Genomic DNA, 25,642 nt, shown 5'->3' with positions numbered 1-25,642 from the left:
TTGCGGGCGATAACAACGACTCAGTCATCCTTGGGCCGTGCCGGGGTTCCAAAGAGCCGTGCCGCCAGAATGCCGACCTCGTACAGAATCATAAAGGGACCGGCCAGGGAGAGTTGAGAAATAATATCGGGAGGCGTCAGTATGGCGCCGACCACGAAAGCGAGCAGAATAGCGTATTTCCGATGACGGCCCAACCAGTGGTGGTCGACGATTCCCATGCGGGCCAAAAAGAAGATGATAATGGGCAGTTCGAAAACCAGGCCGAAGGCCAGGAGCAGCTTGCTCGATAGGGCCAGATAGGCACCCATGGAAAGCATCGCTTCCATGCCGCTGTCAGTGCCGAAGGTGACCAGAAAGCGAAACACCAGGGGAAAGACGTAGCGAAAGCCGAACCAGGTGCCGGTGGCGAAACAGATGCAACTGGCCAACACGAAGGGCAGCGCGAAGCGCTTCTCGTGGCCGTACATACCGGGGGCGACGAACAACCACAGTTGCCAGAGGAGGACCGGCAGGGCCAGTAGCAGACCGCTGAGGGCGGCCACCTTGAGGTAAGTGAAGAAGGGTTCCGTGGCGTTGATAAAGACCAGGGAACTGCCTTCGGGCAAGGCTGCCTGTACCGGTTCGGCGATGAGTTGGAAAAGGCGTTCAGAGACCGCGTAACAGAGAGCGAAGGCCGCCATCCAGCTGCCGACACAGATAATCAGTCGCTGGCGTAGTTCTTCCAGGTGGGCAGTGACGGGGAGCTCATCCATGGTCATCGGGGTCTTTCGAGGTCTTTTCGGTCTGCGAATCTTCGACGGATTCGTCGATCTCTCCCGGTTCGCCCGGCTCATCGAGGGTCACGTGCAGATCGCTGGTGGCGCGCTTGAATTCGGCCAGGCCTTTGCCCAGGGCTTGAGCCAGTTCAGGCAGCCTTTTAGGGCCGAGCACCAGCAGCGCTACGCCAAGAATGATAAGGATTTCGGTCATGCCGAGATTGAACATTCTAGTTTCCTTAACCGATAGATGCGAAGGATCGTTCGGATTCATTTGGACAATAACGGCAACGGCCCATTCTGTCAAGCGTTGGGAAAGCCTGATAAAGGTTTGACATATAAGGGCTTTTGCACTATTATTCGAGCCGTTGTTCCGCCCTGTAGCCCTTTGCCAAGGACGATAGCGTTGCAAAAAGTTCAGCCTGTGGTGTCCTGTAGGCCGATTTTTTGTTTGGCTATCCCATGACTTTTTGCGAAAGCTTCAAGGAAATTAAGGTAATGAATCAGCAACAACTCAAGGATGAAATCCGTCGCTTGGCGGACGAGCGCGATGCCCTGATCATGGCGCATTTTTACCAACGTGACGAGATTCAGGAGATTGCCGATATTGCCGGGGACTCCCTCGCTATGGCCATCGAAGCCGCTAATACCGAGCGTAAGGTGATCGTTCTGTGCGGAGTCCATTTCATGGCTGAGAGTGCCGCCATTTTGGCCCCCGAGAAGACCGTGCTGCTGCCCCGCACCGAAGCCGGCTGCCCGATGGCCGACATGGTCACCGCCGATAAGTTGCGGGAGATGAAGGAGCGTCTGCCGGGCCGGCCTGTGGTCACCTACGTCAATTCCAGCGCCGCGGTCAAGGCCGAGAGCGATATCTGCTGTACCAGCGCCAATGCTGTGGCGGTCGTCAATTCGCTTGATGCCGACGAAGTGATCCTGGTGCCGGACCGCAATCTCGGTCGTTACATCGCCGCCAACACCGAAAAGAAGTGCCACTTCTGGGAAGGCTATTGCCCCTTCCATGACCAGCTTCCCGAGGAGGACGTGCTGGCGGCCAAAGAGCAGCACCCCGAGGCCTTGTTCCTGGCCCATCCCGAGTGCCGCCCGCAAATTTTGAAAATGGCCGATCATATTGCTTCGACCAGTGGTATTATCGACTTTGTTAAAAAGAGCCCGGTGAAGAAATTTATCATCGGCACCGAAGTCGGTGTACTGTTCCGGTTGCGCAAGGAGAACCCGGATAAAGAGTTCATCATGCCCAACTCCCTGCTCTTCTGCCAGACCATGAAATATACGACTCTGGAAGACGTTCTCAAATGTCTGCAGACCATGAGTCCGCAGATTACTGTTGAAGCCGAGACCAGCCGCAAGGCCAAACTGACTCTAGACCGTATGTTGGCGGTACCCCGGGACTGATAAATGGTTGAAAAGTCCAGCCCTGGGCTCCACAGGCTGTTGAAGACAGACTGTTAGTCAACTTGTTGTTGTATCTTTTTTCAGCGGGGGCGTGCTTGAGCACGCCCCCGCGCTAGTTTATATATGAACCCGACGCCTTCCAGCGAAATTGCTCACGCCACTGTTCATTCATTTGCCGATGCTGCCCCTGTCGGACACAGTGAAGTATGCGGCCTGGTCGGTTCGGCGTCTGCCTATCTGCTCAGTCGGCGTCTGGCCAGTCGCCGCGAATCGTTGTTTATTCTTGCCGCTGATCAGCAACAGGCCGAGCGCTTTGCCGCCGACCTGGCTTTTTATTATCCCCATTCCGATCAGATAGCCCTCTTTCCCCACTGGGAGGTCGGGCCTTACGAAGCCCTGACCCCCCATCCCGATATCGAAGCGACCCGTGTCGCAACCCTGGCGGCCCTGCACGCCGGCCGGCTAAGGGCGGTGGTATTGACGGTACGCAGCCTTATGCAGCGGGTTATGCCGCGCCAGGTTCTGGCCGGTCTGTGTGAGGAATTGACGGTGGGCAGCGAGGTGCCCCGGGACGCTCTGTTGCAGCGGCTGGTGGAACTCGGTTATCACTCTGTGCCCCTGGTGGAAGATCACGGCACCTTTTCGGTGCGGGGGGATATTCTTGATGTTTATCCGCCGACCCTGAAGACGGCGGTGCGCATCGAATTCTTTGGTGATCAAGTCGAGCGCATGCGACCCTTCGATACGGTGAGCCAGCGATCGACCAGCGAGCAATTGAAAACATTGCAGTTGCTGCCGGCCCGGGAAATGGTGCTGGCCGGCGAACATCTCGAGACCTTCTGCCGTGCCCTTAAGGAACGCTGCGATGCCCTCCATATCGCCCGCACCCAGCGGGAAGCCCTGTTGGAAGAGATTCGCGAAGGGCTGCTGGCACCGGGGCATGCCTTTCTCATGCCCTTCAACTACGGCACCCTGGACAGCTTTTTCGATTATGCTGTGGATGGCCACTGGGTGGTACTTGATCCGCCGGCGGTGGAGGAAGAAGGCGATCGTTACGCCGCCGAGATAACCGATGGTGAGCGGCGCATTGCTGCCGGTGGGGAACTGTTCGTGCCGGCCGAAGCGCTGTTTCTGGCTCCCGAGCAGGTCAGTATTGCTCTGGCCGGACGGTCGCGCACCGATCTGTGTGCTCTGGAACTGTTTCAACTGGCCGAGGAACTGCCCCGCTATCGGTTTGTCGCCCAGGGCAACGGCGATTTGCGCGAGGGGGTGGACACCGGTTCTTTGGCGGCCCGATTAACCGCGCGCCTGCAAGACTGGCGGGAAGAGGGTTGGCGAGTATTACTGGTTTGCCATCAGCAGGGACAGGCCGAGCGTCTGCAGGACCTACTGCGGCCTCATGGCCTGGAACTGCCCCTGAGCCCTGGGATGAGTCTGCACCAGTTGCAACCGGGCCAGTTGGCCCTGACCCTTGGCGACCTCTCCAGCGGCTTCCGCCTGCCCGACGAACATTTGGCGGTGGTCGGTGAGGAAGAAATCTTCGGCCGCCGCAGCCATCGCCGCGGTTTGAGCGAAGCCCGTGCCCAAGCTATGCTCTCTTCCCTGGCCGAGCTGCGGGAAGGGGACTACGTGGTCCATGCCGACCACGGTATCGGGATCTATCGGGGTCTTCTCCATATCGCTACCGGATCGGTGGCGGGGGATTTTCTGCATCTCGAATACGCTGGCCAGGACAAGCTCTATCTGCCCGTCGATCGCATCGAAAAAGTGCAGAAATATGTCGGCGGCGAAGGTCACACGCCGCGCCTTGACCGCATGGGCGGCGGTGCCTGGGAAAAAGCCAAGCTGAGGGCGCGGGCGGCGGTAGAAGAGCTGGCCCGCGAGCTTTTGCAACTCTATGCGAAACGCACCATGAGCGAGGCCTTTCGCTACTCGCCGCCGGATCATCTGTTCCGGGAGTTCGAGGCGGCTTTTCCCTACGAGGCGACCCCCGATCAACAAGGTGCCATTGACGAAGTTCTGGCCGACATGCAGTCGGACCAGCCCCTAGACCGGTTGATTTGCGGCGATGTGGGCTATGGAAAGACCGAGGTGGCCATTCGGGCCGCTTACAAAGCGGTGCTCGACAACAAGCAAGTTGCGGTTCTGGTGCCGACCACGGTCCTGGCTCGTCAGCACTGGCTCAATTTTCAGGAGCGTCTGCAGGGCTGTCCGGTGACGGTGGAAATGGTGTCCCGCTTTCGCAGTGCCGCCGAGCAGAAGGAGGTGCTCAAGCGTACCGCCGCAGGTCAGGTCGATATTCTCATTGGCACCCACCGGCTACTGCAGCGGGACGTGCGCTTCAAGGACCTGGGGCTGGTGGTGGTCGACGAGGAGCAGCGTTTCGGCGTCTCCCACAAGGAACGCCTGAAGAAGCTCCGCGCCGAGGTCGACATGCTGACTTTGACCGCCACCCCCATACCCCGCACCCTGCATATGAGTTTGCTCGGTCTGCGCAACCTGTCGGTGATCGACACCCCCCCGTCGATCGCCAGGCGATCCGCACCTATGTGACCCGCTTTGAGGACGACCTTATTCGCCAGGCCATTCTTCGTGAGCTGCGCCGCGGCGGCCAGGTGTTCTTCGTTCACAACCGGGTCCAGTCCATCGATGCCATGGCCGGTTTCCTGCGAACCCTGGTGCCGGAGGCCAAGGTCTCCGTCGGCCACGGCCAGATGGGGGAAAAGGCCTTGGAAAAGGTTATGCTCGATTTCATCGAGGGCGAGAGCAACGTTCTGGTCTGCAGCACCATTATCGAAAACGGTATCGATATCTCCCGGGCCAATACTATCATCATTAATCGCGCCGATTGTTTCGGCCTGTCCCAGCTTTACCAACTGCGAGGCCGGGTCGGGCGGTCTGACCGGCGCGCCTATGCCTATTTGCTGATTCCCGGCGAGGGGACTTTGACCCGCGAGGCGCGGGAGCGGCTGCGGGTGTTGCAGGATCTCACCGAACTCGGTGCCGGTTTCCGTATTGCCAGCCACGACCTGGAGCTGCGCGGGGCCGGCGATCTGCTCGGTGGTCGCCAGTCGGGACAAATCGTCGCCATCGGTTTTGAAATGTATAGCGAACTGCTGGAGGAGACCATTAACGAACTGAAAGGCCAGCAGCGGGAGGAGCGGGTTGACCCGGAAATTCGCCTCGGCCTGTCGGCCTTTCTGCCGGAGAAGTACTTGCCTGATCCTAACCAGCGGCTGGTGTTCTATAAAAAACTTGCCGCCGCTGATGACGAGGAGGCTCTTTATCTGGCCGCTGACGAATTACGGGATCGCTACGGCACGTTACCGGAGCCAGCTACATTGTTGCTGGAAGTGATGAAGTTGCGGGTGTTGATGAAACGGTTGCGCATCGAGCAGGCCGAATACGACGGTCGTCAGCTGGTCTTCGCCTTTCGCGCCGATACTCCGGTGGCACCGGAGCAGATTCTCGCCCTGGTGCGCCCGGAAGGCAGTCCCTTTACCTTCAGTCCCGATTATCGGCTGGCCTTGCGCTGCGGTCGACAGGCCGGTGAAGCGCTGTTGGCCACCGCCAAAAAAGCATTGCAAGGCTTTCTTTAGCTGTGCTACATGATAGCTTGTGTTGACAGCCCCCCCGGAGTGTATTCGAAAAGAGAAGCCCTTGAAGACTCGTTGCGGCGTTACCCTGCGTCTTTTCCTTTTGGTCTGGTTAATATTTGCTCTATTGAGCGCCTGTCGAAAGCAGGACGAGCCTGCATCCTCCGTACTGGTACGGGTGAACGAGAGGATTATTTCCTTTGATCGGTTCGAAGCAGACTTCTCCCGTCATCTGACCGCCCGGGACATCGTGGCCGAGGAAACCCGAATGGAACTCAAGCGTTCCTTTCTGGCCCAGAAAATCAATCGCGAGCTGATTCTGTCAGCCGCCGATCGGGCCGGTATTAATCTGACCGCCGCCCAGCAGGAAGCGGTAGTCGCTGAACACCGTAAGGATTATGCGCCGGACGATTTCGAGGGAATGCTTCAAGAGCGGAAGCTGACCGAGGCGATCTGGCGCCGGCAGTTGCTGGAAAATCGGCGTATCGAAGAGACTATCAGTCGCCTGGCCTATGGCGATATTGTCATCAGCCCAAAGGCTGTCGGGGACTACTTTCGAAAACATCGGCAAGAATTCGACCGGCCACAGCAGGTTCGGGCTCGACAGATTACCCTGGCCAAGGAAGCCGAAGGTCAACAGGTTCTTGGTCAGATACGCCAAGGGCTCGATTTTGCTGAAGCGGCCCGTCGTTTTTCTATCTCACCCGATGCCGAGCAAGGTGGCGATCTCGGTTTTTTCGGTCGCGGTCAGATGCCCGACGCCTTTGATGCGGTGGTTTTTGAATTGCCTATCGGTCGCATCAGCGAGCTGGTCAAAAGTGAATACGGGTACCATCTGTTTTTGGTCGAAGAGCGACGCTCTGCACAACATTTGACTTTGGAACAGGTTCAGGATGAGATTGCGACCCGTTTACGAGCCGAAAAGGAAGAGGAAGCCTATCGAAATTGGCTGCAGAGTTTGCGAGGCCAAGCAACTATCGAGGTCGATTGGACCCTGTTGTAAGAACGATTCATCAACCTGTAAGTGAGGAACTGACGTTATGAAAGGTTTTATTCTGTCGCTGGCCGTCTGCTTGCTTTTGCATGCCTTGCCGGCCCAGGCCGAAGTGGTTAGCCGTATTGCTGCCGTTGTCAACGACGAGATCATTACCACTTTGCAACTGGATGAACGGATTGCCGAAGAGCTCGGAGCCGAGGCTGCCGCGAGCATAGCTACCGCAGAGCGTCTTATGGTTCTGGACAAGATGGTTCAGGAAACCTTGGTCGAGCAGCGGGTCAAGCAGCTCGGGATGAGCGTTGGCGACGAAGAAGTCGAGCGGGCCATTCAGGACGTTGAGCGCCAGAATAATATCGACCGAAGCCAGCTGGAATTGGCCTTGCAGACCCAAGGTCTGACCATGGAGAGTTATCGCACCAAATTGCGTCGCCAGCTGCTCGAGTTCAAACTGGTCGGTCGGGAAATCCGCGATAAAATCGAGGTGACCAACCAGGAGACGCGAAACTATTACCGGGAGCATATCGAGGATTATCGCGAGGATCCCTTCTTTCGCCTGAGTCGTATCAGTTTCGCGATACCGGCCAATATGGCTGCCGATCAACGCAGCGCCTTGCGTGCGCTGAGTCAGGAAGCTCTATTGCGCCTCCGTGCCGGCGAAGACTTCGACCAGGTGCTGGCGGCTTATGAGGGAGACAAGGGGGCTGAAGGCGGCCCCATGGGTCAGTTCGGCAAAGGTGAACTGACAGATCCCTTTGCCTCCGCTGTCGCCGGCCTGATGCCCGGGCAGTATAGCGAGGTGGTCGACACTCCCCAGGGGCTGCATATCCTGCGTTTGGATGAGATGAACCCCGGTAAGGTTCCCGATTTCGAATCGGTCAAGGAACAGATCAGCCAGTTGCTTATCGAGCAGAAACGGAAGGTGGCTATTGAAGGCTGGGTGGACAATCTGAAGAAGGATGCTCATATCGAGATTAAGCTCTAAGCATCGTTTTACGCTTTTTCTACTAACCCGCCGGTTCGCCGGCGGGTTTTTTATTGTTAAAAACTAGTGGGAAAGGCCCTGCTCACTCGTTACACCTCACTTGTTACGCCTTTCAGGTTTTAAACCCCTGTGAGTGCCGCCGAACGCAGGGATTTTAATCCGGAAAAGAAAGACGTCTGAGCGCAGCGAATCTCGTCTTTCCCGGATTAAAACTCCCGTAGAGAGGGAACCCCGCAGGGGCCAACGGTGGGGCGACCTTCTTTTGCTTACTTTTCTTGGTCGTCAAGAAAAGTAAGACGCCTGGCCGGGCGGAACCGGCCGACTCTAAGGTTTTTGGAGGTTTGGTTTTTCGAGGGAGCTGTACAAAGAATCAGACCGCGGGATTGCATCCCCGCGCGACGCCCTACTCTTTTTACGCGCGGAAAAAACTCGCTGACGCTCAGACAGGTTTTCCGCCTTGTTCGCAAAACGTCCACTTCGCTCCGGCTGTGTCACAGGGGAAGAAAGATCGCAAAAGCATAAAAAATAACCCGCTTGGACGGGCGAAATGGCTCGACTTGATTATTGAGCCGGAAGCAGCAGAAAAGTATACTAGAACCTCATATTTTGTAAGTCGAGGAGAATAAATGAAACAACCGATCATCATCACCATGGGCGATCCGACGGGAGTCGGACCGGAAATCATTATGAAGGCCTGGCTGGAGGACAATTTTTCCGACGTCCAGCGGCCGCTGCTGGTGGCCGGTGATGGTGCGGTGTTGCAGCGGGCGGCGGCCATCTTTGGAGCCGAAGTGACGGTTGAGGCTCTGGCCGATGATGGCCCACAGGCGTTGGCCAGTCATCGGTTGCTCTGCGGTGAACGGAGCCTGCTGCTCAAAAAACTGTCTGAGCTGCCTGCTGCTGATTTGGTTTACGGTGCACCGGACCTGGCCTGTGGTCAGGCTATGATCCGCTATATCGAATGGGCCTGCGATCACTGCCTGTCGGGCGAGGCGGCAGGGATGGTGACGGCGCCGGTCAATAAACAGGCCCTGCGGGCTGCAGGCTGTGAAGCTCCCGGTCATACCGAACTGCTCGCTGCCCGCTGTGGCGTGGAAAAGGTAGTGATGATGCTGGCCGGTAGCCGGTTGCGGGTGTGTCTGGTGACCACCCATCTGCCCTATAGCGCCGTCCCTATGGCCCTGACCCCTGAAGAGATTCTGTCGACTGTGCAGATCAGCGCTGTCGCCCTGCGGCGTTTTTTCAGTCTCGATTCTCCCCGCCTGGCGGTACTGGCCCTTAATCCCCACGCTGGTGAGGGAGGACAGTTCGGTGACGAGGAACAGCGCCTTATTGCTCCGGCCATCGAGTCAGCCCGTCAGCAGGGCATCGATGCCAGCGGCCCCCACAGCGCCGACGCATTATTTCACTTTGCCGTGCAGGGTGCTTACGACGCGGTGATCTGCATGTATCACGACCAGGGGTTGATACCTCTCAAGCTGCTCCATTTCGACGACGGGGTCAACGTGACCCTCGGCCTGCCCATCATCCGCACCTCCGTCGATCACGGTACCGCCTACGACCTGGCCGGCAGCGGCAGGGCCAGTAGCGCCAGCTTGCTGGCGGCGGTAACCCTGGCTTGCCAAATGGCTTCATAACTGCGCCGGGCCGACAGCAGATGGCAGCGTGTGACGTAGCAACGTTCATATGCGGTTTTGGTTTTAAAACCCAGCAGCACCTTCGACCAATGATGGGAAGAGAAACGGACCGAGAGTTTGAGCAATCAACTTCCGAAAGAGGGGCCGCCCAAAGAAAGCGCTGTTTCTGTAGAACGGCCAAAAGTTTTAGCCTCCTCCTTACATCCGTGACAGCATGCTCCACGCAGTGGCAGCCATTTTTGCTTACTTTTGTTGGCTTGGACAAAAGTAAGGCGTCTGACGGGACGCGACCCGTCGGTATTGTAGAACCTTTGTATGGTTTATAGGTCTGCTTCTGTTTTAACTTCCTCGACTTGGCAGAGCAACCCACCCTTCTCCGCTTGAATTGCAATGCCCTCCAACGCCATGCTAAAGTAATCCGTTGCCGTCTTTATGACGGCGCTAGCTGAACCTTACCAGTTACTATCCCTTCAAAAAATACGGAACCGAATCGAGCATGGCTGACAAGATCGTTATCAAGGGTGCCAACGAGCACAACCTGCAGCATATCGACCTGGAGATCCCCCGCGACAAGTTGGTGGTTATCACCGGAGTGTCGGGTTCGGGCAAGAGCACCCTGGCCTTCGATACCCTCTATGCCGAGGGCCAGCGCCGTTATGTGGAGAGCCTTTCCGCATACGCCCGACAGTTTCTCGAGCAGATGGACAAACCCGATGTGGAAAGCATCGAGGGGCTGTCGCCGGCGATTTCCATCGAGCAGAAGACCACCTCCAAAAACCCCCGTTCGACGGTCGGCACGGTCACCGAAATCTACGACTATCTGCGGCTTCTCTTCGCCCGGGTCGGTCGTATTCATTGCCATAGTTGCGGCGAAGAGATCGCCTCCTGGACCGTGCAGCAGATGGTCGACCGCATCATGAAGTTGCCGGAAAAGACCCGCCTGTTGCTGTTGGCGCCGATTGTTCGCGGCCGCAAAGGTGAATACCGCAAGGAACTACGTCAGTTGCAGGCCGAAGGCTTCGTGCGGATTCGCATCGACGGTGAGATGTACGAACTGGGCGAGAAGATCGTCCTCGACAAGAACAAGAAGCACACTCTGGAGGTGGTCGTCGACCGTCTGGTGGTCAAGGAAGGCATCGAGGGGCGCCTGGCCGATTCCCTGGAGACCGCTCTGCGATTGGCCGATGGCGTCGTGCGGGTCGAAGAACCCGGCGGCGAAAGTTCTCTCTATTCGGAACAGCATTCCTGCGCCGAGTGCGGCATCTCCTATCCGGAGATCACGCCGCGGATGTTTTCCTTCAACAATCCCTACGGCGCCTGTCCCGATTGCGCCGGTCTCGGCACCCGTCTTTACTTCGACGCCGAAGAGGTGGTTCCCAATCCCGACCTGTCCTTGCGCGAGGGGGCCATCGCTCCCTGGGAGACCCGCACAGGGTTCTATTATCATCAGCTGCTCGAGGCCCTGGCCGACCACTATAAATTCGATATCAACACCCCTTTTCGCGAATTGCCAGAGCGTTTGCGCAAAATTTTGATGCACGGTTCGGGCAAGGAAGAGGTGCGCTTCTTTTTTGACCAGGGGGGGCGCCGGCACTTTTACGACAAGGTGTTCGAGGGGGTGATCCCCAACCTTGAACGGCGCTACCACGAGACCGATTCGGACCGGGTGCGGGAGAATCTCGGTCACTTCATGAACGTCATGCCTTGTCCGACCTGCAACGGTGCCCGGTTGCGCAAGGAGTCGTTGTTCGTGCGGGTCGGTGGCAAAAACATTCAGGAGATCTGCGCCTTCTCCATCCTCGAAGCGGAGCAGTATTTTTCCGAGTTGCAATTGGCCGATAAGGAGCTGGAGATAGGCCGCCGGATTCTCAAGGAAATTCGTGAGCGACTCTCCTTTCTGAGCTATGTCGGTCTCGATTACCTGAGCCTTGATCGCTCTTCCGGCACCCTCTCCGGCGGCGAGGGCCAGCGCATCCGGCTGGCGACCCAGGTCGGGTCGTCTCTGGTGGGAGTGCTGTATATCCTCGACGAGCCGTCCATCGGTCTCCATCAGCGGGATAACCGGCGGCTGCTCGAAACCCTCAAGCGGTTGCGGGATCTCGGCAACACGGTATTGGTGGTGGAGCACGATGAAGAGACCATTCTCGAAGCGGATCAGGTCATCGACATGGGTCCGGGGGCCGGGGTGCACGGTGGTCACGTAGTGTCCCAGGGTACGCCCCGGGAGATTCTGGACGATCCGGCATCCCTCACCGGCCGCTACCTGTCCGGTTCCCTGACTATTCCCCTGCCGGCAGAACGGCGCACCAGCGAGCGCATGTTGCAGATTCGCGGGGCTCGGGAAAACAACCTGCAAGGGGTCGATGCGAACATCCCTCTCGGGGTGATGACCTGCGTCACCGGGGTCTCCGGCTCGGGCAAATCGACCCTGGTTATCGATACCCTGTTCAAAACTCTTTCCCAGCGCCTGTATCGTTCCCGGGAGAAGGCCGGCAAGGTCGATGAAATCCTTGGCGTCGAACTTCTCGACAAGGTGGTCGATATCGACCAGTCCCCCATCGGTCGCACCCCTCGCTCCAATCCGGCGACCTATACCGGCCTGTTTACCGATATCCGTGATCAGTTCACCCAATTACCCGAAGCCAAGCTGCGGGGGTATAAGGCGGGGCGTTTTTCTTTCAACGTCAAAGGAGGTCGCTGTGAGGCCTGCCAGGGTGAAGGCATTCTCAAGATCGAGATGCACTTTCTGCCTGATGTCTATGTGCAGTGCGAGGTCTGTAAGGGGGCGCGCTACAACCGGGAGACCCTGGAGGTGCGTTACAAGGGGCAGAATATCGCCGAGGTTCTCGATATGACCGTCAATCAGGCGCTGAAGTTTTTCGAGAACATTCCGCGGATTCGCAATAAATTGGAGATGGTACGGGACGTCGGCCTTGGTTATATCAAGCTCGGCCAGAGCGCCACGACCCTGTCCGGCGGTGAGGCCCAGCGGGTCAAGTTAGCTAAAGAGCTCGGCAAGCGGGCCACCGGGCGCACTATTTACATCCTGGATGAACCGACGACCGGTCTTCATTTCGCCGATATTCAAAAGCTGCTGGATGTGTTGCAGCGCCTGGTCGAAACCGGTAATACGGTGGTGATCATCGAGCACAACCTTGATGTGATCAAGACCGCCGATCATCTTATCGACCTGGGTCCCGAAGGGGGCAGCCGCGGCGGTCAGATCGTCGCCTCCGGAACACCGGAGGAGGTTGCGCGTAATACAGCCTCTTTTACCGGACGTTATCTGCGTCCTTATCTCAATCTCTGATGGTGGCGTAAAAAGTCCGCCCTGCGGCGTTACAGCCCTTTTTCAGGACTTCGACAAGCCCAAGCATGTCTTCCCCCTGAAAAACCACTGCGCTTTGCAGGACGCAATTTTTGCTTAACCATTCCAGCTCATAAATTTGTAGGAACGGCTGGCCCGTGCTTGCGGTAGCGAGAGGCGTTTTCTCTTGCTTTGTCCAGGCACCGGCGCTAGCATTTGGCTCAGATCGAAGGGGACCTATCCATGAGCAAACTCCCAAAGGGAATAAAAAATCTGCCGCCGGGCCAGGCGCTGATCTTCTATTATGGGCTGGCAATTGTGCTCGGAGCGATGGCCTTGTCTTTGCCCATTGCCGCCAACGGCGAGCCCTTATCCTTTCTCGACGCGCTGTTTACGGCAACTTCGGCTCAGTGCGTCACCGGCCTGATCGTGGTCGACACCGCAACCAAGCTGACCCTGTTCGGCCAGTTGGTGGTGTTGTTGCTGATTCAGATCGGTGGCCTGGGTATTACCACCTTCTCTGTCTACCTGTTTTTCTACCTTGGTGTGGGGGTCGGTATTCGAGATCGTTGGCTGATTCAGGAGACCCTGTTGCACAGTCCGGTCGACTCCATGCGCGACCTGATTCGCGGCGTGTTTTTTTTGACCTTGCTTATCGAGGGCGCCGGCACAGTGTTGTTGGCTTTTGCCTTTGTTCCTGAGATGGGGCTGATCAAGGGCCTCTATTATGCCCTGTTCCACTCTGTTTCGGCCTTCTGCAACGCCGGCTTTTCGCTTTTTTCCGACAGTCTGGTGGGTTATCGCAATAATCCCCTGGTCAACCTGACCATCATCGGCCTGATTGTGCTCGGCGGCCTCGGTTTTCTGGTCATGAAAGAGATGATCGACCTGGCCAAGCAGCGCAAAGGCCGGCGACGCCTGTCTCTTCACTCGCGACTGGTTTTTTTGACCAGTGGTCTGCTTATCGTAGGAGGCGCGATCCTCATCGGTTTACTTGAATGGCCGACCTCTTTATCCAGCATGGGAGCCGGTGAAAGTTTGTGGACCGCCCTGTTCCAGTCCGTCACCGCCCGTACTGCCGGCTTCAACAGCATCGACCTCAATCTGTTAGAGGTGCCGACCCTCTTTATGATAATGTTTCTGATGTTCGTCGGCGCTTCGCCCGGTTCCTGCGGCGGCGGCATCAAGACCACCAGCCTGGCCCTGTTTGTTATCGTGCTCTACAGTCGCCTTAAGGGTAACCCCCATACCAATGTTCACCGCCGGACTCTTCCCGAAGCGGCGGCCTCCAAGGTCCTTACCCTGGTGATGACCGCGCTGCTGTTTCTGGCCGTGGCGGTCTTTGCTCTGCTGGCGGTGCAACTGCATGGGTTATCGGCCAGTGCCAGTCGCGGAGTGTTTCTCGAATACACCTTTGAGGCGGTATCGGCTTTTGCCACCGTCGGACTGTCTCTGGGAGCCACGGCCAAACTGGTGCCTCTGGGTAAAATGCTGATTATTCTGCTGATGTTCGTCGGCCGGGTTGGCTTGCTGACAGTGGCCTTCGCCATGCTCTATCGTTCCCGCGAAGATGCCGTGCAGTATGCGGAAGAAAACATCATGATCGGTTGACGGTTTGACTTCCGATCTCTGGTGCCCCTGAATAGGGACATCAGTAAATCGATATCTGTCTATTGGTCGTTGGCTGGTACCATCGACCTGTTATTAGCGAAGGAGAAATCCTTATGAAACGGTTTTGTGTTGTCGGCTTGGGAAACTTTGGCTTTCACGTGGCAAAAACGCTGTACGAGGATGGCCACGAAGTTGTCGCCGTCGATCTGGACCGGGACAAGGTTCAGCGCATTAAGAATTACGCCTCCTACGCCGTGATTGGTGACGCCACCAGCAAAGAATTTCTCAAAAGCCAGGGGATTGGCGAAATGGATGGGGTGATCATTTCCACTGGCGAACGGTCGCATCTGTCGACCTTGGTGGTATTGCACCTCAAGGAGATGAATGTGCGCCGCATTCTGGTTAAAGCGGTGGACGAGGATCACGGCCGCATTCTGGAGAAGGTTGGCGCTACCGACATCATCTTTCCCGAGAAGGACACGGCCATCAAGATCGCTCACGGTCTGTCGAGTTCCAATATCCTCGAGTTCATTCCAGTGGCGGAGGACTATTCTATCACCGAGGTGGCACCGCCGGCTTATTTTATCGGCAAGACACTCATAGATCTCGATCTGCGTCGCAAGTTCGGCGTTACCATTATTGGAATCAAGGATGTGTTGACCAGCGAATTCAGCACTCTGCCGTCGCCAAGCCATGTGATCAAGGACAGTGATCTGCTGGTCTTGATCGGCAAGACCGAAAGTGTCGAGAAGGCTTGCCAGGATCAATGATCGCTGGCAGACTTTAATGCAACCGTTGACATTAGGAGCATAATGGTTAAAATAAAAGCTGAAAGAATCTCTAACTAGTCAAATTTATTACACAATAGGGAGGTAGTGAGCATGGCCGATTTGACCAACAGCCAAACGGAAAAAGACTTGCTGGATGCTTTTGCCGGTGAATCTCAAGCCAATCGTAAATATCTGGCTTTTGCCGAGCAGGCTGACAAAGAGGGGTATCCTCAGGCGGCCAAGCTGTTTCGGGCTGCCGCCGAAGCGGAAACGGTGCATGCCCTTGCTCACCTTCGAGCCCTTGATGGCATCGGTAAGACCCTCGATAATCTCAAAGAAGCGGTCAGCGGCGAGACCCATGAGTTCAAGGAGATGTATCCGCCGATGATCGAAGCGGCGGCCTCCGCTGGTTTTGCTGCCGCCGAGCGCAGTTTTCGCTATGCCAATGAGGTCGAGGAAGTCCATGCCAATCTCTACCAGAAAATGATGGACAACCTCGACGGCAGCCCGTCGGTCGATTACTACGTTTGCCTGATCTGCGGCAACACTCTCGAAGCCGAACCGCAGGTGCCCTGTACGGTGTGTAAAGCCGGTCCGAAGATGTTCAAGAAGATAATTTAATTGTTTTCCTGCCGGTCGACCTCAACTTTACGAGGTTGAAGTCGACCGGTGTTTTATAGCAGCCTATGAAAAATGAGTCGAATTATGGATAAATGCCCCGTCTGCAAAGAAGAAAAAAAAGGTAAATACTGGTGTAGTGCCTGCAAGACGGTCTTTGTCTGCCCGCAACCCAATTGCGGGGCGGAAATTCGTCGCCGCGATGCCGAGGCCTGTCCGAGCTGTGGCCTGCTGTTCGCCGACTATATGGAAAATCGCAAGATGTATCGTAAATGCCCCAAGTGCAAGAAAAAACAGGGGCTTTCCGAACAGCAGTGTAAGTATTGCCGCTATTGGTTCAACTGCCCTACCTGCGGTCATAAGGTCCCCTCCACCAGTATGTTGACTTGTCCCCGTTGTGCTACCAACCTGCGTCGCTGATCTTTCCGGTTTCATCTTTTGTGAGGAGGTCCGTTGCTGGAAGCACTGCTCCTCGCCGCTTTGGCGGCACTCTCTTTACTCGCTGTCGGTCATGTGCTGCTGCACAAGCGGGATCCCCGCGCGGCCTTCGGCTGGGTGGTCTTCTGTTGTGTCCTCCCGGGATTAGGCCCTCTGGGTTACTGGTTGGTTGGCATAAACCGCATTCGTACGCGGGCTCGCGATTGGCAGGCAAAGCTGCCTTTCAGCGGGGCTGCTGAAGCCGGTTTCTGTTCCTGGTCCCTGCGCCAGGGGCGATCTATTGCCTTCGGCGGGGAGGGGTATGCGGCTTTAGTGTCGCTGGCCGATGCCGTAACCCGCCGGCCACTGCTGCCCGGTAACCGGGTGGTGGCTTTGCATAACGGCGAGCAGACGTTCCCGGCTATGCTTGAGGCGATCGCCAGCGCCCGCGATTCGGTCTATCTGGCCAGCTATATTTTTGATACCGACGATACCGGGAAGGCTTTTGTCGAAGCTCTCAAGCAGGCGGCAGATCGGGGACTTGATGTCCGGGTTTTGGTGGATGGTCTTGGCGAGCGTTACTCCTTTCCGGTGGCTCGTCGTCTCTTCAAGGGCAGCGCCGTAGCCATTGGCCGCTTTTTGCCCCCGGCCCTTTCCGGCCGCGGGCTGCATTTCAACCTGCGCAATCACCGCAAGCTGCTGATCATCGATAACTGGCGAGGCTTTACCGGCGGAATGAATATCAGCGATCGCCACCTGGCTGCTAGGCCCACCCGCAAACAGGCTATCGATGTGCACTTCGGTATCGAGGGTCCGGTGGTGGGGCAGATGCTCGAAGCCTTCATGGAAGACTGGTATTTTGCCACCGGCGAGGTTCCGCCTCCGATTAGCACTCCACCGCCTTTGCCCGGCGGTACGGCCTTCTGTCGGGGTGTCAGCGCCGGCCCCAACGAGGATTTTGAAAAACTACGGTGGATAATTCTTGGTGCCATCGGCTGCGCCAGGCATCGCCTGCGTATCATGACCCCCTACTTTATTCCCGACCGTACTCTGGTCGCAGCCCTCAATGCTGCCGCCCTGCGCGGTGTTGAGGTGGATATCCTGCTGCCGGCTAAAAATAATCTACCCTATGTCGCCTGGGCCTCACGGGCCTATTTCAGTGAATTGCTGGAGCACGGCTGCCGAATTTATTACCAGCCACCTCCTTTTGTGCACAGCAAGCTGTTGCTGGTCGATGACCAGTATGCTTTGGTCGGCTCGGCTAATCTGGATCCTCGCAGCCTGCGGCTTAACTTTGAGTTTAATTTGGAGGTTTTTGATGCCAGGCTGGTGGCAGATTTGACGGAGCATGTTGATTCGGCCTGTGGGGTTGCTCGGGAAGTCACTCAGGAGCAAGTGGATGGTCTTCCGGTGGTGAGTCGCTTGCGGGATAATTTTGCCAAGCTGTTTTCGCCTTATCTGTAAGGTGGTCTGCTGGTTGGAGCATTGCGGTAACTTTTGAAAGATAAGACCGGCGGGTCGCGTCCCGCCAGACCCCCTTCTTTTTGTCCAGGCGGCAACAAAAAGGAAGCAAAAAGTGCCTTACCACTGCGTGGGGCATGCGTTACGGATGGTCAGGAGAAGGCTAAAATTTTTTTGAATATCTTACCGTGGCAGCAATTTCTTTGGGCGGCCCTTCTTCCAAAGGTTATTTGTAAGAAATTGACGCGTTGTTTACTAAATCCGATAATAGCGCAGGGAGGATTTGGTAAACATGGTCATGCACAAACGCATACGGTTAACGCCCCATGACCGTCAGAAGATCTGGCAGTTATGGCAGACAGGCGAATACAAAGTGAGTCGCTTGGCAGAAGTTTTTCGAGTTTCCCGACCGACGATCTACAAAACACTTGCCAGGGCCAGGAAGCAGGAATTTGTTCCGCGACGCAGCGTTAACGATCGCTTTCGAAGTCTTAAATATGGCCTAAAGCGTCTGGCCAAGGTCGAGCGTGAACTGGAAAAAAAGCGCAAACGTGAAGCTAGGCGCTACAACAAGTCGTATCCGGGAGAGCTGGTTCATTTCGACAGCAAGCGTCTCCCGTTGATCAAAGGCGAAGATCAGACACTGCCCAGAGAGTATCTGTTTGTCGCCATAGATGACTTTTCCCGGGAACTCTATGCTGGGATCTTCCCGGATAAGACACAATACAGTTCTGAGATTTTCCTGCGTCAGATTGCTGATGAGTGCCCTTACACCATCGAATGCACGTATTCAGACAACGGCAAAGAGTTCAAAGGCACCAACGAACACGCTTTTGTGAAAACCTGCTCCGAACTGGGTATTGGTCAAAAGTTCACGCGAATCAATCGACCTCAGACCAACGGTAAAGCCGAGCGCGTGATCCGTACCATCATGGAAATGTGGCACCAGCAGGAGACATTTCAGAACCGGAAAAATAGACAAATCAGCCTGCTGCGCTTCATCAATTTCTACAACACGGTCAAGCCACATAAGGGCATTGACAATATGACGCCATATGAAAAGTTGCTCGAACATTTCTATGGCGAAAAGCAGTAAACAACGCTCGGATTTCTAACAGGTTATTGCTGAAACGTTCGGTCTGCGTCTCTTGCTATCATTGGTCGAAGGTGCTGCTGGGTTTACATTCAACAACGCAGCTGAAAAAAAGAGGGAGTGCCCATGGGCACTCCCTCTTTTATAAAAATTTTTCGCAATATTGATTTATTCATCTTCACCAAAAGGCCAATACCAGCGTTTTTTCTTTTTCGTCTTTTTTTCCAGGTCGTCACCCTGTTTTTTCATCTCCTTGTCGCCCTTATCCTTAGCCTTCATTTTTTTCTCTTTGGCGACCTTCTCTCCCTTTTCTTTGCTTTTGTCTTTCATCTTTGCCTTGCCATGGTCATCGTCCATGCGTCCTTCGTGGTCATGCTTTTTCATGTGCTCGCGATCGCGATCATGGTCGCGGTCCATGTCTTGGTGCTTCTCGCTTTGGGCATGTTCTGCAGCTTGCTCCGAGCGACGTTCGGCCGCACGCTCCAGACCGCGGGTGGCGTCTTCGTCTGACTGGCGGTTGCTGTTGAGGTTGTCCTTGCCTTGCCCGCCGCCCTGGCCGTTGCCGCCACGGGCGAGTACAGGACCGGCCAGCAGCAGTGTCAGTAAGGTGCTTAATAAAATGAACAAAACAGATCGTTGCATAATGGTCTCCTTGGGTGCTTGATTGGTCGAAAGGACAGATTGTATGGCCAGAAGGCTTTCGAGCTTACCATGAGCCAGCTGTAAAACCGCCTGACCGGTCAAGCTTTTCGGTTAGGCCCGTCAAGCCCGATAGACTTAAAAAATTCTATCATATCGGAGGAAAGGATAAAGGGTTTTTTACAGCAAAAGAACTGTGAGAGGAGGCAACTTCTGCTATAATCGCCAGCGGTTTACCACAGCTCTGTGTATTTATCAGCAATAAGGCGAAGAGAATGGCCAAAGATGACATCTATACCGGCTCACGGGGGCCGGCCCCTTTTGAGTTTAACGAACAGGTAGCGTCCGTGTTTGACGATATGATCACCCGCTCAGTGCCCGGTTATGGGGAACTGAGCGGCCGCTTGGCACAATTGGCAGGCCACTTTTACCGTCCCGGCAGCACTATCTACGATCTCGGTTGTTCCACCGGAAATTTCGGCATGCAGTTGTGTGAAGAAATGGCCGGTAGTGATTTCCATATGCTGGCTCTGGATAATTCCCAGCCGATGCTGGATATCTATGCGCAGCGCCTGGCGGGGGTGTCGCCCAAGGGGGCCATCGAGTTGATTTGTGGCGATATCTGTAGCCAGCCGTTACAGGAGGCTTCGGTGGTGGTTATCACCCTGACCTTGCAGTTTTTGCCGCAGGGGGAGCGGCAAGCATTGATTGACAGAATCTACCGGGCTTTGCGTCCCGGCGGCGTGCTGTTATTGACGGAAAAGGTGGTGCATCCCGACCCGGCACTGGACGCCCTGCAGCAGGACTTTTACTACCGATTCAAGCGGGAACGGGGTTATTCCGAGCTGGAGATCAGCCAGAAACGAGAGGCCCTGGAAGACGTTCTTATCCCGGAGACCATTGAGGCCCATGAGGCGCGCCTGCGCCAGGCCGGCTTTCGGCAACTCGATCTGTGGTTCAAGTGGTTCAATTTCGCCTCTTTTCTGGCCTGCAAGGAGCTTGTCTGATGGCTTTGCTGAACGAACTCGATGCCCTCGGCTGGGGTGCCTGGAAACAGGAGATTGAGGCTCTGCTGGCGGAAAAGGAACGTTTTATTTCTCAGGTCGACGGCAATGCCCGGCGATTGCTGCCCCTGCTTGAAAGGCTGCCACAGATAGCCGAAAGCGAAATTGACCTGGATGCCGATGCGATTCGCATCGGTGCTGGCGATGATCTTAGTTCCCAGCAAAGAGAAGAATTACGCGAGATTCTTATGGAGTTTCGGCACTGGCGCAAGGGCCCCTTCAACATCTTCGGCGTGGAGATCGACAGCGAGTGGCGCTCGAATCTGAAGTGGAACCGGATCAAGGATCAGATCGCTCCCTTGGCGGGCCGGCGAATTCTCGACGTTGGCAGCAGCTGCGGCTATTACCTGTTTCGTATGGCCGCCAGCCGCCCACGCCTGGCCCTCGGTCTGGAGCCCTATGCCCCTTTTTACTGCCAATACCTGCTGTTGCAGCGCCTGATCGGTGAACCGAGCGTGGACTGTTGGCCTCTCAAGCTCGAAGAACTGCCGGCCATGACCGACTGTTTCGACAGCATTTTTCACATGGGCGTGTTGTCCCATCAGCGGGCTCCCATCGATGCTCTCAAGCAACTCGCCGGTTTACTGGTTCGCGGTGGCGAACTGGTGCTGGAGACCCTGATTGTCGAAGGTGAGGGAGAATGGGCTTTCTGCCCGCCCAAGCGCTACGCCAAGATGCACAACGTTTTTTTTCTGCCCACCATTGCCTGCTTGAAGGGCTGGCTTGAGCGGGCCGGATTCGACAATATCCGCTGTATCGACCAGACCTGGACCAGTTCCGAGGAGCAGCGGCGCACCGAGTGGATTAAAAGTGAGTCTTTAGCCGACTTCCTCGACCCGGACGATCCGCGTAAAACCGCCGAAGGTCATCCGGCACCGCTGCGGGCGGTATTGCTGGCCGATCGGCGCTAATTTGATGGCGTCGCACAAAGTTCGCCCTGCCGCGTTACGGTATTTTCAGGATCTCGACCTACGGGTTGTATGCTTTCGCCCCTGAAAAGACACCAAGCCTTCTAGGACGAAAATTTTACTTAGCCATGCATCAAGTTTTGGGAATGCGTCATTTTTCGTTGGCTTTATCGTTTAAGGAGATTCGCTATGCCGGTCATTACCCTCGCCATCTCCCCCCAGGGGAAAGACGTTAAAGAACAGCTTATTTCTCGCCTCACGGCTGCCGCCGCCGAAGCCACGGGCATTCCGGCGGCCAAGTTCGTGGTCTTTATCGATGAGACGCCCCGGGAAAATATCGGCGTCGGCGGCCTGCCTCTCGATCAGGCCATGGCGTTACAGGCAGCTGGCGACAAACCATAATAAAGGAGCAAAGCGATGAAAAAAGTATCTCTCGGCATCAAAACCCTCGCCCAGCCGTCGCCGGTATGGCTGGTCGGGTCCTACGACCAGGCGGGCCAGCCGAATCTGGCCACCATCGCCTGGGGCGGCATCTGCTGTTCCAAGCCACCCTGCGTGGCGATCTCCCTGCGTCCTGCCACCTACACTCACGACAGTATTATCCAACGGGGCGCCTTTACCGTGAACGTCGCCACCGAGCCTTTTGCTCGGCAGGCGGACTTTTGCGGCATGGCCTCAGGTCGGGATGGCGACAAATTCGCCGCCGCCGGTCTCACAGCAGTCAAGAGCGATCTGATCGACGCCCCCTATGTGGAGGAGTTCCCGCTGATCGTCGAATGCCGCTTGCAGCAGACGGTGGAGGTCGGCGGCCACACCCAGTTCATCGGCGAGATCGTCGACGTCAAGGCCGATCCGGCAGTGTTGTCCGAAAGCGGTGTGCCCGATATCGAAAAGGTGCGGCCGATGATCTTTACCCCGGTGATTCGTACCTATCATGGCGCGGGAGAGTATCTGGGACAGGCGTTTTCCATTGGTAAGGAAATCGGCTGAAGAGTTAAAAACCTGCGTTTTTTACCACGAAGGACACGAAGATCACGAAGAAACTTCAACCTTTAAAGGTCCGGTTTTTTCCCTTCGTGTCCTTCGTGGTGAGAGCTTTTTGCTGACCTTATCTTTACCTCGAAACAAGCACAATCGATTATTCCGTCTCTCCTCCGGCTCGTTCCAACCACTGTTTAAGCGCTTCGATCACAATCGCAGCGTGTTTACCGGTCAGGCGGCGCAGGTCGCCCACCCCGGTCATGCGTTTGGCAAAGCGGGCCAGGGCAGTCCACTGCGGATTTTGCACTGCTCCCAGTTCGTAGAGTTGTAACCACAGTTTACGGGCCTTCCAGACTGTGGCCGGCAGCGGTCGCTCCCGGTTCCGGGGCAGCCGTGGTCGCCAGCCCAGAGTGTAAAATCGGTCGAGGAGCTGTTGCAACTGGCCGTCGTCGAGGTCGGCTGCCGAGTTCTTGCCGGGTACCGTGGCCTCAATCAGGCTGCGGTAATCCTCCTCACTCAGTCCCAGTTCCTTTTTGGCGATGTGAATCTTCGCCAGACATTTACGCCGATACTCGCTGGCCATCTCTCCTCCTCCAATTTACTTCTTTAATAACCAGATAACAGACAGGTGCCTCTTGGCAAGAGCGATTCCAATCCGGGATCGGTTGAGATTTCTTTCCTCTTCGTTAAACTCATTTTGGGGAGGTCATTATGTGGAAATTCAACGTGCTGGTCACCATGGCTCATAAGGGGCGTTATGGACACCTGTTAGGGGAGCTCGCCCATTACGGTGAGTTTCACAAAACCGGGTTTCATGGTGTGGCTCTGGGGCAGGTAGACGATGTGGAGCTATTCTGTGAGGCTATTTGCCAAAAGCGCAGCGAGCAGTGTATCGCCTTCCAGGATGTGTCTCGGGTGGTGCCCCTGGAGCGGGTTTTTACCTTTGAGGTCGACGATTTTCTGGCTAAGCTCTGCATGGCTCTGCGTCCCTGGATCGCCCGTCTGGCCGAGTGCCGCTTTCATGTTCGCCTGGAACGGCGCGGCCTGAAAGGACAGATCATCTCCCCGGACATCGAACAGGCACTGGATGCCTATATCCTTGATGAACTGATCGATCTTGGCCATTCGGCAACCATCGATTTTGACGACCCCGATGCGGTAATTGCCATCGAAACGATTGGAGACCGTTGCGGTGTCGGCCTTATTACCCGCGCCTTGAACGATCGTTTCGATTTCGTGCGTGTCGATTGAGCGATTCTGCTATGAGCGAGCCTTTTACTCCCGCTTACCTGTCTCTTTATCATAGCGGCGAACTGGCCGAGCGAGTTCGCCGGGCTCATGAACATCTGGTTCGATGCGAGCTGTGTCCTAACTACTGTCGAGTTAATCGCTTGCAGTCGCCTCGCGGCGCTCGCTGCCGCAGTGGTCGGCGGGCCGCTGTGGCCAGTTACGGTCCTCACCACGGCGAAGAACAGGTGTTGGTCGGCCGCCGGGGCAGCGGCACCCTGTTCTTCAGCCGCTGTAATCTGCGTTGCGTGTTTTGCCAGAACTGGGATATCAGCCAGGAAGACCGGGGCCGTGAGGTCACCGCCACCGAACTCGCGGCGATGATGCTGGAGCTGCAGGGCTTGGGTTGTCACAATATCAACCTGGTGTCGCCGAGTCATGTGCTCGCACCGTTGCTGGCGGCTCTTTTCCTGGCAATCCGCAAGGGCTTGCGGCTGCCCCTGGTCTACAACACGGGTGGCTACGACAGCCCCGAGGCCCTGGCTCTGCTTGACGGGGTGGTCGACATCTACATGCCGGACATGAAGTTTGCCGATTCAAAGGTTGCCCAACCGCTATTGGGGGTGGCCGATTATGCCGAGGTCAATCGAAAGGCGGTGCGGGAAATGCATCGCCAGGTTGGAGACCTGGTTCTTGATGATCAAGGCATCGCCCAGCGCGGCCTGCTGCTCCGCCATCTGGTGCTGCCGGAGAACCTGGCCGGCAGCGACCGCGTCTTGTCCTTTATCGCCGAACAGTTGTCCCGCAACACCTACCTCAATCTCATGGATCAGTACCGACCCTGTTACCGGGCTGATCGCTATCCGCCTCTCGATCGATCAACGAGCCGGGCCGAATACAGGCGTGCGGTGAGGTGGGCAGAAGCCGCGGGTCTGCAACGTCTCGATCGCTGCTGAAAACACCGAGAGTATTTAGCCATGAAGATCCGCGTCGAGTGCTACGAAGGTTATCGGGGCCAAGAGCAGCCCAGGCGACTGTTTCTCGGTCGTCGGCAGGTTGCCGTGGTGGAGATTGCCGATCGCTGGCTGGACCCGGAGCACCGTTATTTTAAGGTGCGGGGAGACGACGCTGGTTTGTACATTATTCGCTACGATGTGCAGGACGATCTCTGGGAATTGACTCTGTTCGATCGCCGCGGCAACCGAACCGGCTGAGGACGGTTCAAGCCGAGTCACCTGCTACGCTGCGTTCGGTTTGAAATAGCCCGATGAGAGCGCTGAGGGCTGGGGAGGCTGCCATGTCCTTGCGGCGGATGAACATGGTCGGTACGCGAGAAAATGGCTCCGCTACCTGATGGATTCGAACCATTGAGGCAAAGGGACCTCGTTCGACGAAAGAGCGTGGCAGCATGCTGATGCCCATGCCGGCACCAACGCAGCCGAGAATGGCGTCGAGGGTGCCGAATTCCATGAGTTTGATAGGGGTCAGCCCTTCCTCCCGCAGCCATTGCTCCAGGCGGTTGCGACAGGAGCAGCCTGGGCGAAACACCAGGATGGTGTCAAAACTTCCCATCGCGGGCGTCGGTTGGTCCGGTGCTGTCACCAGAACCATCTCCTCAACGCATACCTCCGTCTGCACAATTTCACTGTTCGCCACGGGGCCGCCGACAAAAGCGCCTTCAATATCGTAGTTAAGCACCTGTCGCACCAATTCCTGGCTGGCACCGGTCTGCAAACCGATGGCTACCTTGGGGTATTGGCTGTGGTAGCGAGCCAGTACTTGTGGCAGGTGCACAGCAGCCACCGTGTCGATGGCACCGATAGCCAGCGGTCCCTGTGGCTGGGCGGAGCCGCTCACCGCCAAGCGCGCTTCCTCGACAGTGCGCAGGATCTGCCGGGCATAGCCCTGCAGTCTCTTGCCGGCGCTGGTCGGTACCATGCCGCGACCGGTGCGAACAAAGAGGTTGGTGCCAAGATCTTCCTCCAGGCGGCGCAGGCGAGTGGTCACGTTGGACTGCACATAGTGCAGGCGCTCGGCGGCGCGGGAGACACTGCCCTCTTCAACTACTGCGAGGAAGATACGCAAAGAACCCAGATCCATAGTGATTGTCCCTGATTCGGTATCATTTTTAGTGATGGTTCCCTTAGCTTAAATCATTTGGGAATG

25 protein-coding genes are annotated in these 25,642 nt (G+C 56.4%); 20 read left to right on the top strand and 5 right to left on the bottom strand.

Annotation, left to right across the window (positions count from 1 at the left end):
* Positions 1 to 20: 20 nt before the first annotated feature.
* Positions 21 to 758, bottom strand: a complete 738-nt coding sequence (tatC, locus tag A7E78_RS10215; RefSeq protein ID WP_072284126.1) for a twin-arginine translocase subunit TatC — start codon at positions 756 to 758, stop codon at positions 21 to 23.
* Positions 745 to 984: a Sec-independent protein translocase subunit TatA/TatB gene (locus A7E78_RS10210; RefSeq protein ID WP_072284125.1), complete on the bottom strand. Its 240-nt coding sequence runs from the start codon at positions 982 to 984 to the stop codon at positions 745 to 747. Before A7E78_RS10210 ends, tatC begins: the two co-directional genes overlap by 14 nt.
* A gap of 269 nt (positions 985 to 1,253) precedes the next feature.
* On the opposite strand from A7E78_RS10210, the gene nadA reads away from it, so the two are divergent.
* From nadA to A7E78_RS10150, 13 genes are all read left to right on the top strand, one after another.
* Complete coding sequence (gene nadA, locus A7E78_RS10205; protein WP_072284124.1) at positions 1,254 to 2,168, top strand: quinolinate synthase NadA; 915 nt, start codon at positions 1,254 to 1,256, stop codon at positions 2,166 to 2,168.
* A 123-nt stretch (positions 2,169 to 2,291) separates the two neighbouring features.
* The gene (locus A7E78_RS10200) at positions 2,292 to 4,721 is read left to right on the top strand and encodes a DEAD/DEAH box helicase (protein WP_235606731.1); all 2,430 of its coding nucleotides are present in this window, start codon (positions 2,292 to 2,294) and stop codon (positions 4,719 to 4,721) included.
* Entirely contained in the window at positions 4,718 to 5,767 is a 1,050-nt protein-coding gene (locus A7E78_RS15425; protein ID WP_235606730.1) for a TRCF domain-containing protein, read from the top strand. The genes A7E78_RS10200 and A7E78_RS15425 overlap by 4 nt, the downstream gene beginning before the upstream one ends.
* 61 nt (positions 5,768 to 5,828) lie before the next feature.
* On the top strand, positions 5,829 to 6,767 hold the full coding sequence (locus tag A7E78_RS10195) for a peptidylprolyl isomerase (RefSeq protein WP_072284123.1): 939 nt from the start codon (positions 5,829 to 5,831) through the stop codon (positions 6,765 to 6,767).
* 37 nt (positions 6,768 to 6,804) lie between these two features.
* Positions 6,805 to 7,743: a peptidyl-prolyl cis-trans isomerase gene (locus tag A7E78_RS10190; protein WP_072284122.1), complete on the top strand. Its 939-nt coding sequence runs from the start codon at positions 6,805 to 6,807 to the stop codon at positions 7,741 to 7,743.
* 626 nt (positions 7,744 to 8,369) lie between these two features.
* Positions 8,370 to 9,380 (top strand): 4-hydroxythreonine-4-phosphate dehydrogenase PdxA, encoded by a 1,011-nt coding sequence (gene pdxA, locus A7E78_RS10185; protein ID WP_072284121.1) that lies wholly within the window; start codon positions 8,370 to 8,372, stop codon positions 9,378 to 9,380.
* A 496-nt stretch (positions 9,381 to 9,876) separates the two neighbouring features.
* Positions 9,877 to 12,690 (top strand): excinuclease ABC subunit UvrA, encoded by a 2,814-nt coding sequence (uvrA, locus tag A7E78_RS10180; RefSeq protein ID WP_072284120.1) that lies wholly within the window; start codon positions 9,877 to 9,879, stop codon positions 12,688 to 12,690.
* Positions 12,691 to 12,930: 240 nt separating this feature from the next.
* Positions 12,931 to 14,298, top strand: a complete 1,368-nt coding sequence (locus tag A7E78_RS10175) for a TrkH family potassium uptake protein (RefSeq protein ID WP_072284119.1) — start codon at positions 12,931 to 12,933, stop codon at positions 14,296 to 14,298.
* A gap of 113 nt (positions 14,299 to 14,411) precedes the next feature.
* Positions 14,412 to 15,068, top strand: a complete 657-nt coding sequence (locus A7E78_RS10170; RefSeq protein WP_072284118.1) for a potassium channel family protein — start codon at positions 14,412 to 14,414, stop codon at positions 15,066 to 15,068.
* A gap of 111 nt (positions 15,069 to 15,179) precedes the next feature.
* Positions 15,180 to 15,689: a rubrerythrin family protein gene (locus A7E78_RS10165; protein ID WP_072284117.1), complete on the top strand. Its 510-nt coding sequence runs from the start codon at positions 15,180 to 15,182 to the stop codon at positions 15,687 to 15,689.
* A 72-nt stretch (positions 15,690 to 15,761) separates the two neighbouring features.
* On the top strand, positions 15,762 to 16,106 hold the full coding sequence (locus A7E78_RS10160; protein ID WP_072284116.1) for a hypothetical protein: 345 nt from the start codon (positions 15,762 to 15,764) through the stop codon (positions 16,104 to 16,106).
* A 33-nt stretch (positions 16,107 to 16,139) separates the two neighbouring features.
* Positions 16,140 to 17,567 (top strand): phospholipase D-like domain-containing protein, encoded by a 1,428-nt coding sequence (locus A7E78_RS10155; RefSeq protein ID WP_072284115.1) that lies wholly within the window; start codon positions 16,140 to 16,142, stop codon positions 17,565 to 17,567.
* Between the two features lie 289 nt (positions 17,568 to 17,856).
* Positions 17,857 to 18,660: an integrase core domain-containing protein gene (locus A7E78_RS10150; RefSeq protein ID WP_072284114.1), complete on the top strand. Its 804-nt coding sequence runs from the start codon at positions 17,857 to 17,859 to the stop codon at positions 18,658 to 18,660.
* A gap of 165 nt (positions 18,661 to 18,825) precedes the next feature.
* Here A7E78_RS10150 and A7E78_RS10145 read toward each other — a convergent pair whose 3' ends face one another.
* On the bottom strand, positions 18,826 to 19,401 hold the full coding sequence (locus A7E78_RS10145; RefSeq protein WP_072284113.1) for a hypothetical protein: 576 nt from the start codon (positions 19,399 to 19,401) through the stop codon (positions 18,826 to 18,828).
* A 170-nt stretch (positions 19,402 to 19,571) separates the two neighbouring features.
* Between A7E78_RS10145 and cmoA the strand changes: the two genes are divergently transcribed.
* The 4 genes from cmoA to A7E78_RS10125 all read left to right on the top strand — a co-directional run bounded on the left by cmoA (position 19,572) and on the right by A7E78_RS10125 (position 22,258).
* Complete coding sequence (gene cmoA / locus A7E78_RS10140) at positions 19,572 to 20,303, top strand: carboxy-S-adenosyl-L-methionine synthase CmoA (RefSeq protein ID WP_072284112.1); 732 nt, start codon at positions 19,572 to 19,574, stop codon at positions 20,301 to 20,303.
* Positions 20,303 to 21,271, top strand: coding sequence for a tRNA 5-methoxyuridine(34)/uridine 5-oxyacetic acid(34) synthase CmoB (gene cmoB, locus A7E78_RS10135; protein ID WP_072284111.1), 969 nt, complete (start codon positions 20,303 to 20,305; stop codon positions 21,269 to 21,271). The genes cmoA and cmoB overlap by 1 nt, the downstream gene beginning before the upstream one ends.
* Before the next feature lie 186 nt (positions 21,272 to 21,457).
* The gene (gene dmpI / locus A7E78_RS10130) at positions 21,458 to 21,670 is read left to right on the top strand and encodes a 4-oxalocrotonate tautomerase DmpI (protein WP_072284110.1); all 213 of its coding nucleotides are present in this window, start codon (positions 21,458 to 21,460) and stop codon (positions 21,668 to 21,670) included.
* Between the two features lie 15 nt (positions 21,671 to 21,685).
* Entirely contained in the window at positions 21,686 to 22,258 is a 573-nt protein-coding gene (locus tag A7E78_RS10125; RefSeq protein ID WP_072284109.1) for a flavin reductase family protein, read from the top strand.
* Between the two features lie 148 nt (positions 22,259 to 22,406).
* On the opposite strand, the gene A7E78_RS10120 is transcribed toward A7E78_RS10125, so the two are convergent.
* Complete coding sequence (locus A7E78_RS10120) at positions 22,407 to 22,832, bottom strand: regulatory protein GemA (protein WP_072284108.1); 426 nt, start codon at positions 22,830 to 22,832, stop codon at positions 22,407 to 22,409.
* Positions 22,833 to 22,960: 128 nt separating this feature from the next.
* Here A7E78_RS10120 and A7E78_RS10115 point away from each other — a divergent pair, with 128 nt between their 5' ends.
* The 3 genes from A7E78_RS10115 to A7E78_RS10105 are packed head-to-tail and all read left to right on the top strand — an operon-like array spanning position 22,961 to position 24,690.
* The gene (locus tag A7E78_RS10115; RefSeq protein WP_072284107.1) at positions 22,961 to 23,500 is read left to right on the top strand and encodes a THUMP domain-containing protein; all 540 of its coding nucleotides are present in this window, start codon (positions 22,961 to 22,963) and stop codon (positions 23,498 to 23,500) included.
* Between the two features lie 11 nt (positions 23,501 to 23,511).
* Positions 23,512 to 24,432 carry a radical SAM protein gene (locus A7E78_RS10110; protein WP_072284106.1) on the top strand — a complete coding sequence of 307 codons (921 nt, stop codon included), beginning with the start codon at positions 23,512 to 23,514 and terminating at the stop codon, positions 24,430 to 24,432.
* 21 nt (positions 24,433 to 24,453) lie between these two features.
* A complete protein-coding gene (locus A7E78_RS10105) occupies positions 24,454 to 24,690 on the top strand; it encodes a hypothetical protein (RefSeq protein WP_072284105.1) in 237 nt (78 codons plus the stop codon).
* 7 nt (positions 24,691 to 24,697) lie between these two features.
* On the opposite strand, the gene A7E78_RS10100 is transcribed toward A7E78_RS10105, so the two are convergent.
* Entirely contained in the window at positions 24,698 to 25,576 is an 879-nt protein-coding gene (locus A7E78_RS10100; RefSeq protein WP_072284104.1) for a LysR family transcriptional regulator, read from the bottom strand.
* Positions 25,577 to 25,642 lie beyond the last annotated feature (66 nt).

The sequence above is a fragment of the Syntrophotalea acetylenivorans genome, assembly GCF_001887775.1.
GTDB lineage: Bacteria > Desulfobacterota > Desulfuromonadia > Desulfuromonadales > Syntrophotaleaceae > Syntrophotalea_A > Syntrophotalea_A acetylenivorans.
The sequence above is the reverse complement of the archived record's forward strand: the minus strand, read 5'-3'. Positions and strand labels throughout refer to the sequence as shown.

Bases quoted from the DNA above. Each gene is read 5' to 3' on its own strand.
- A7E78_RS10115 (WP_072284107.1), top strand. From the start codon at position 22,961: ATGTGGAAATTCAACGTGCTGGTCACCATGGCTCATAAGGGGCGTTAT.
- A7E78_RS10120 (WP_072284108.1), bottom strand. From the start codon at position 22,832: ATGGCCAGCGAGTATCGGCGTAAATGTCTGGCGAAGATTCACATCGCC.
- A7E78_RS10165 (WP_072284117.1), top strand. From the start codon at position 15,180: ATGGCCGATTTGACCAACAGCCAAACGGAAAAAGACTTGCTGGATGCT.
- nadA (WP_072284124.1), top strand. From the start codon at position 1,254: ATGAATCAGCAACAACTCAAGGATGAAATCCGTCGCTTGGCGGACGAG.
- A7E78_RS10125 (WP_072284109.1), top strand. From the start codon at position 21,686: ATGAAAAAAGTATCTCTCGGCATCAAAACCCTCGCCCAGCCGTCGCCG.
- tatC (WP_072284126.1), bottom strand. From the start codon at position 758: ATGACCATGGATGAGCTCCCCGTCACTGCCCACCTGGAAGAACTACGC.
- A7E78_RS10200 (WP_235606731.1), top strand. From the start codon at position 2,292: ATGAACCCGACGCCTTCCAGCGAAATTGCTCACGCCACTGTTCATTCA.
- A7E78_RS10160 (WP_072284116.1), top strand. From the start codon at position 15,762: ATGAGTCGAATTATGGATAAATGCCCCGTCTGCAAAGAAGAAAAAAAA.
- dmpI (WP_072284110.1), top strand. From the start codon at position 21,458: ATGCCGGTCATTACCCTCGCCATCTCCCCCCAGGGGAAAGACGTTAAA.
- A7E78_RS10170 (WP_072284118.1), top strand. From the start codon at position 14,412: ATGAAACGGTTTTGTGTTGTCGGCTTGGGAAACTTTGGCTTTCACGTG.
- A7E78_RS10105 (WP_072284105.1), top strand. From the start codon at position 24,454: ATGAAGATCCGCGTCGAGTGCTACGAAGGTTATCGGGGCCAAGAGCAG.
- A7E78_RS10150 (WP_072284114.1), top strand. From the start codon at position 17,857: ATGGTCATGCACAAACGCATACGGTTAACGCCCCATGACCGTCAGAAG.
- pdxA (WP_072284121.1), top strand. From the start codon at position 8,370: ATGAAACAACCGATCATCATCACCATGGGCGATCCGACGGGAGTCGGA.
- cmoA (WP_072284112.1), top strand. From the start codon at position 19,572: ATGGCCAAAGATGACATCTATACCGGCTCACGGGGGCCGGCCCCTTTT.
- cmoB (WP_072284111.1), top strand. From the start codon at position 20,303: ATGGCTTTGCTGAACGAACTCGATGCCCTCGGCTGGGGTGCCTGGAAA.
- A7E78_RS10110 (WP_072284106.1), top strand. From the start codon at position 23,512: ATGAGCGAGCCTTTTACTCCCGCTTACCTGTCTCTTTATCATAGCGGC.
- A7E78_RS10175 (WP_072284119.1), top strand. From the start codon at position 12,931: ATGAGCAAACTCCCAAAGGGAATAAAAAATCTGCCGCCGGGCCAGGCG.
- A7E78_RS10100 (WP_072284104.1), bottom strand. From the start codon at position 25,576: ATGGATCTGGGTTCTTTGCGTATCTTCCTCGCAGTAGTTGAAGAGGGC.
- A7E78_RS10190 (WP_072284122.1), top strand. From the start codon at position 6,805: ATGAAAGGTTTTATTCTGTCGCTGGCCGTCTGCTTGCTTTTGCATGCC.
- uvrA (WP_072284120.1), top strand. From the start codon at position 9,877: ATGGCTGACAAGATCGTTATCAAGGGTGCCAACGAGCACAACCTGCAG.
- A7E78_RS10210 (WP_072284125.1), bottom strand. From the start codon at position 984: ATGTTCAATCTCGGCATGACCGAAATCCTTATCATTCTTGGCGTAGCG.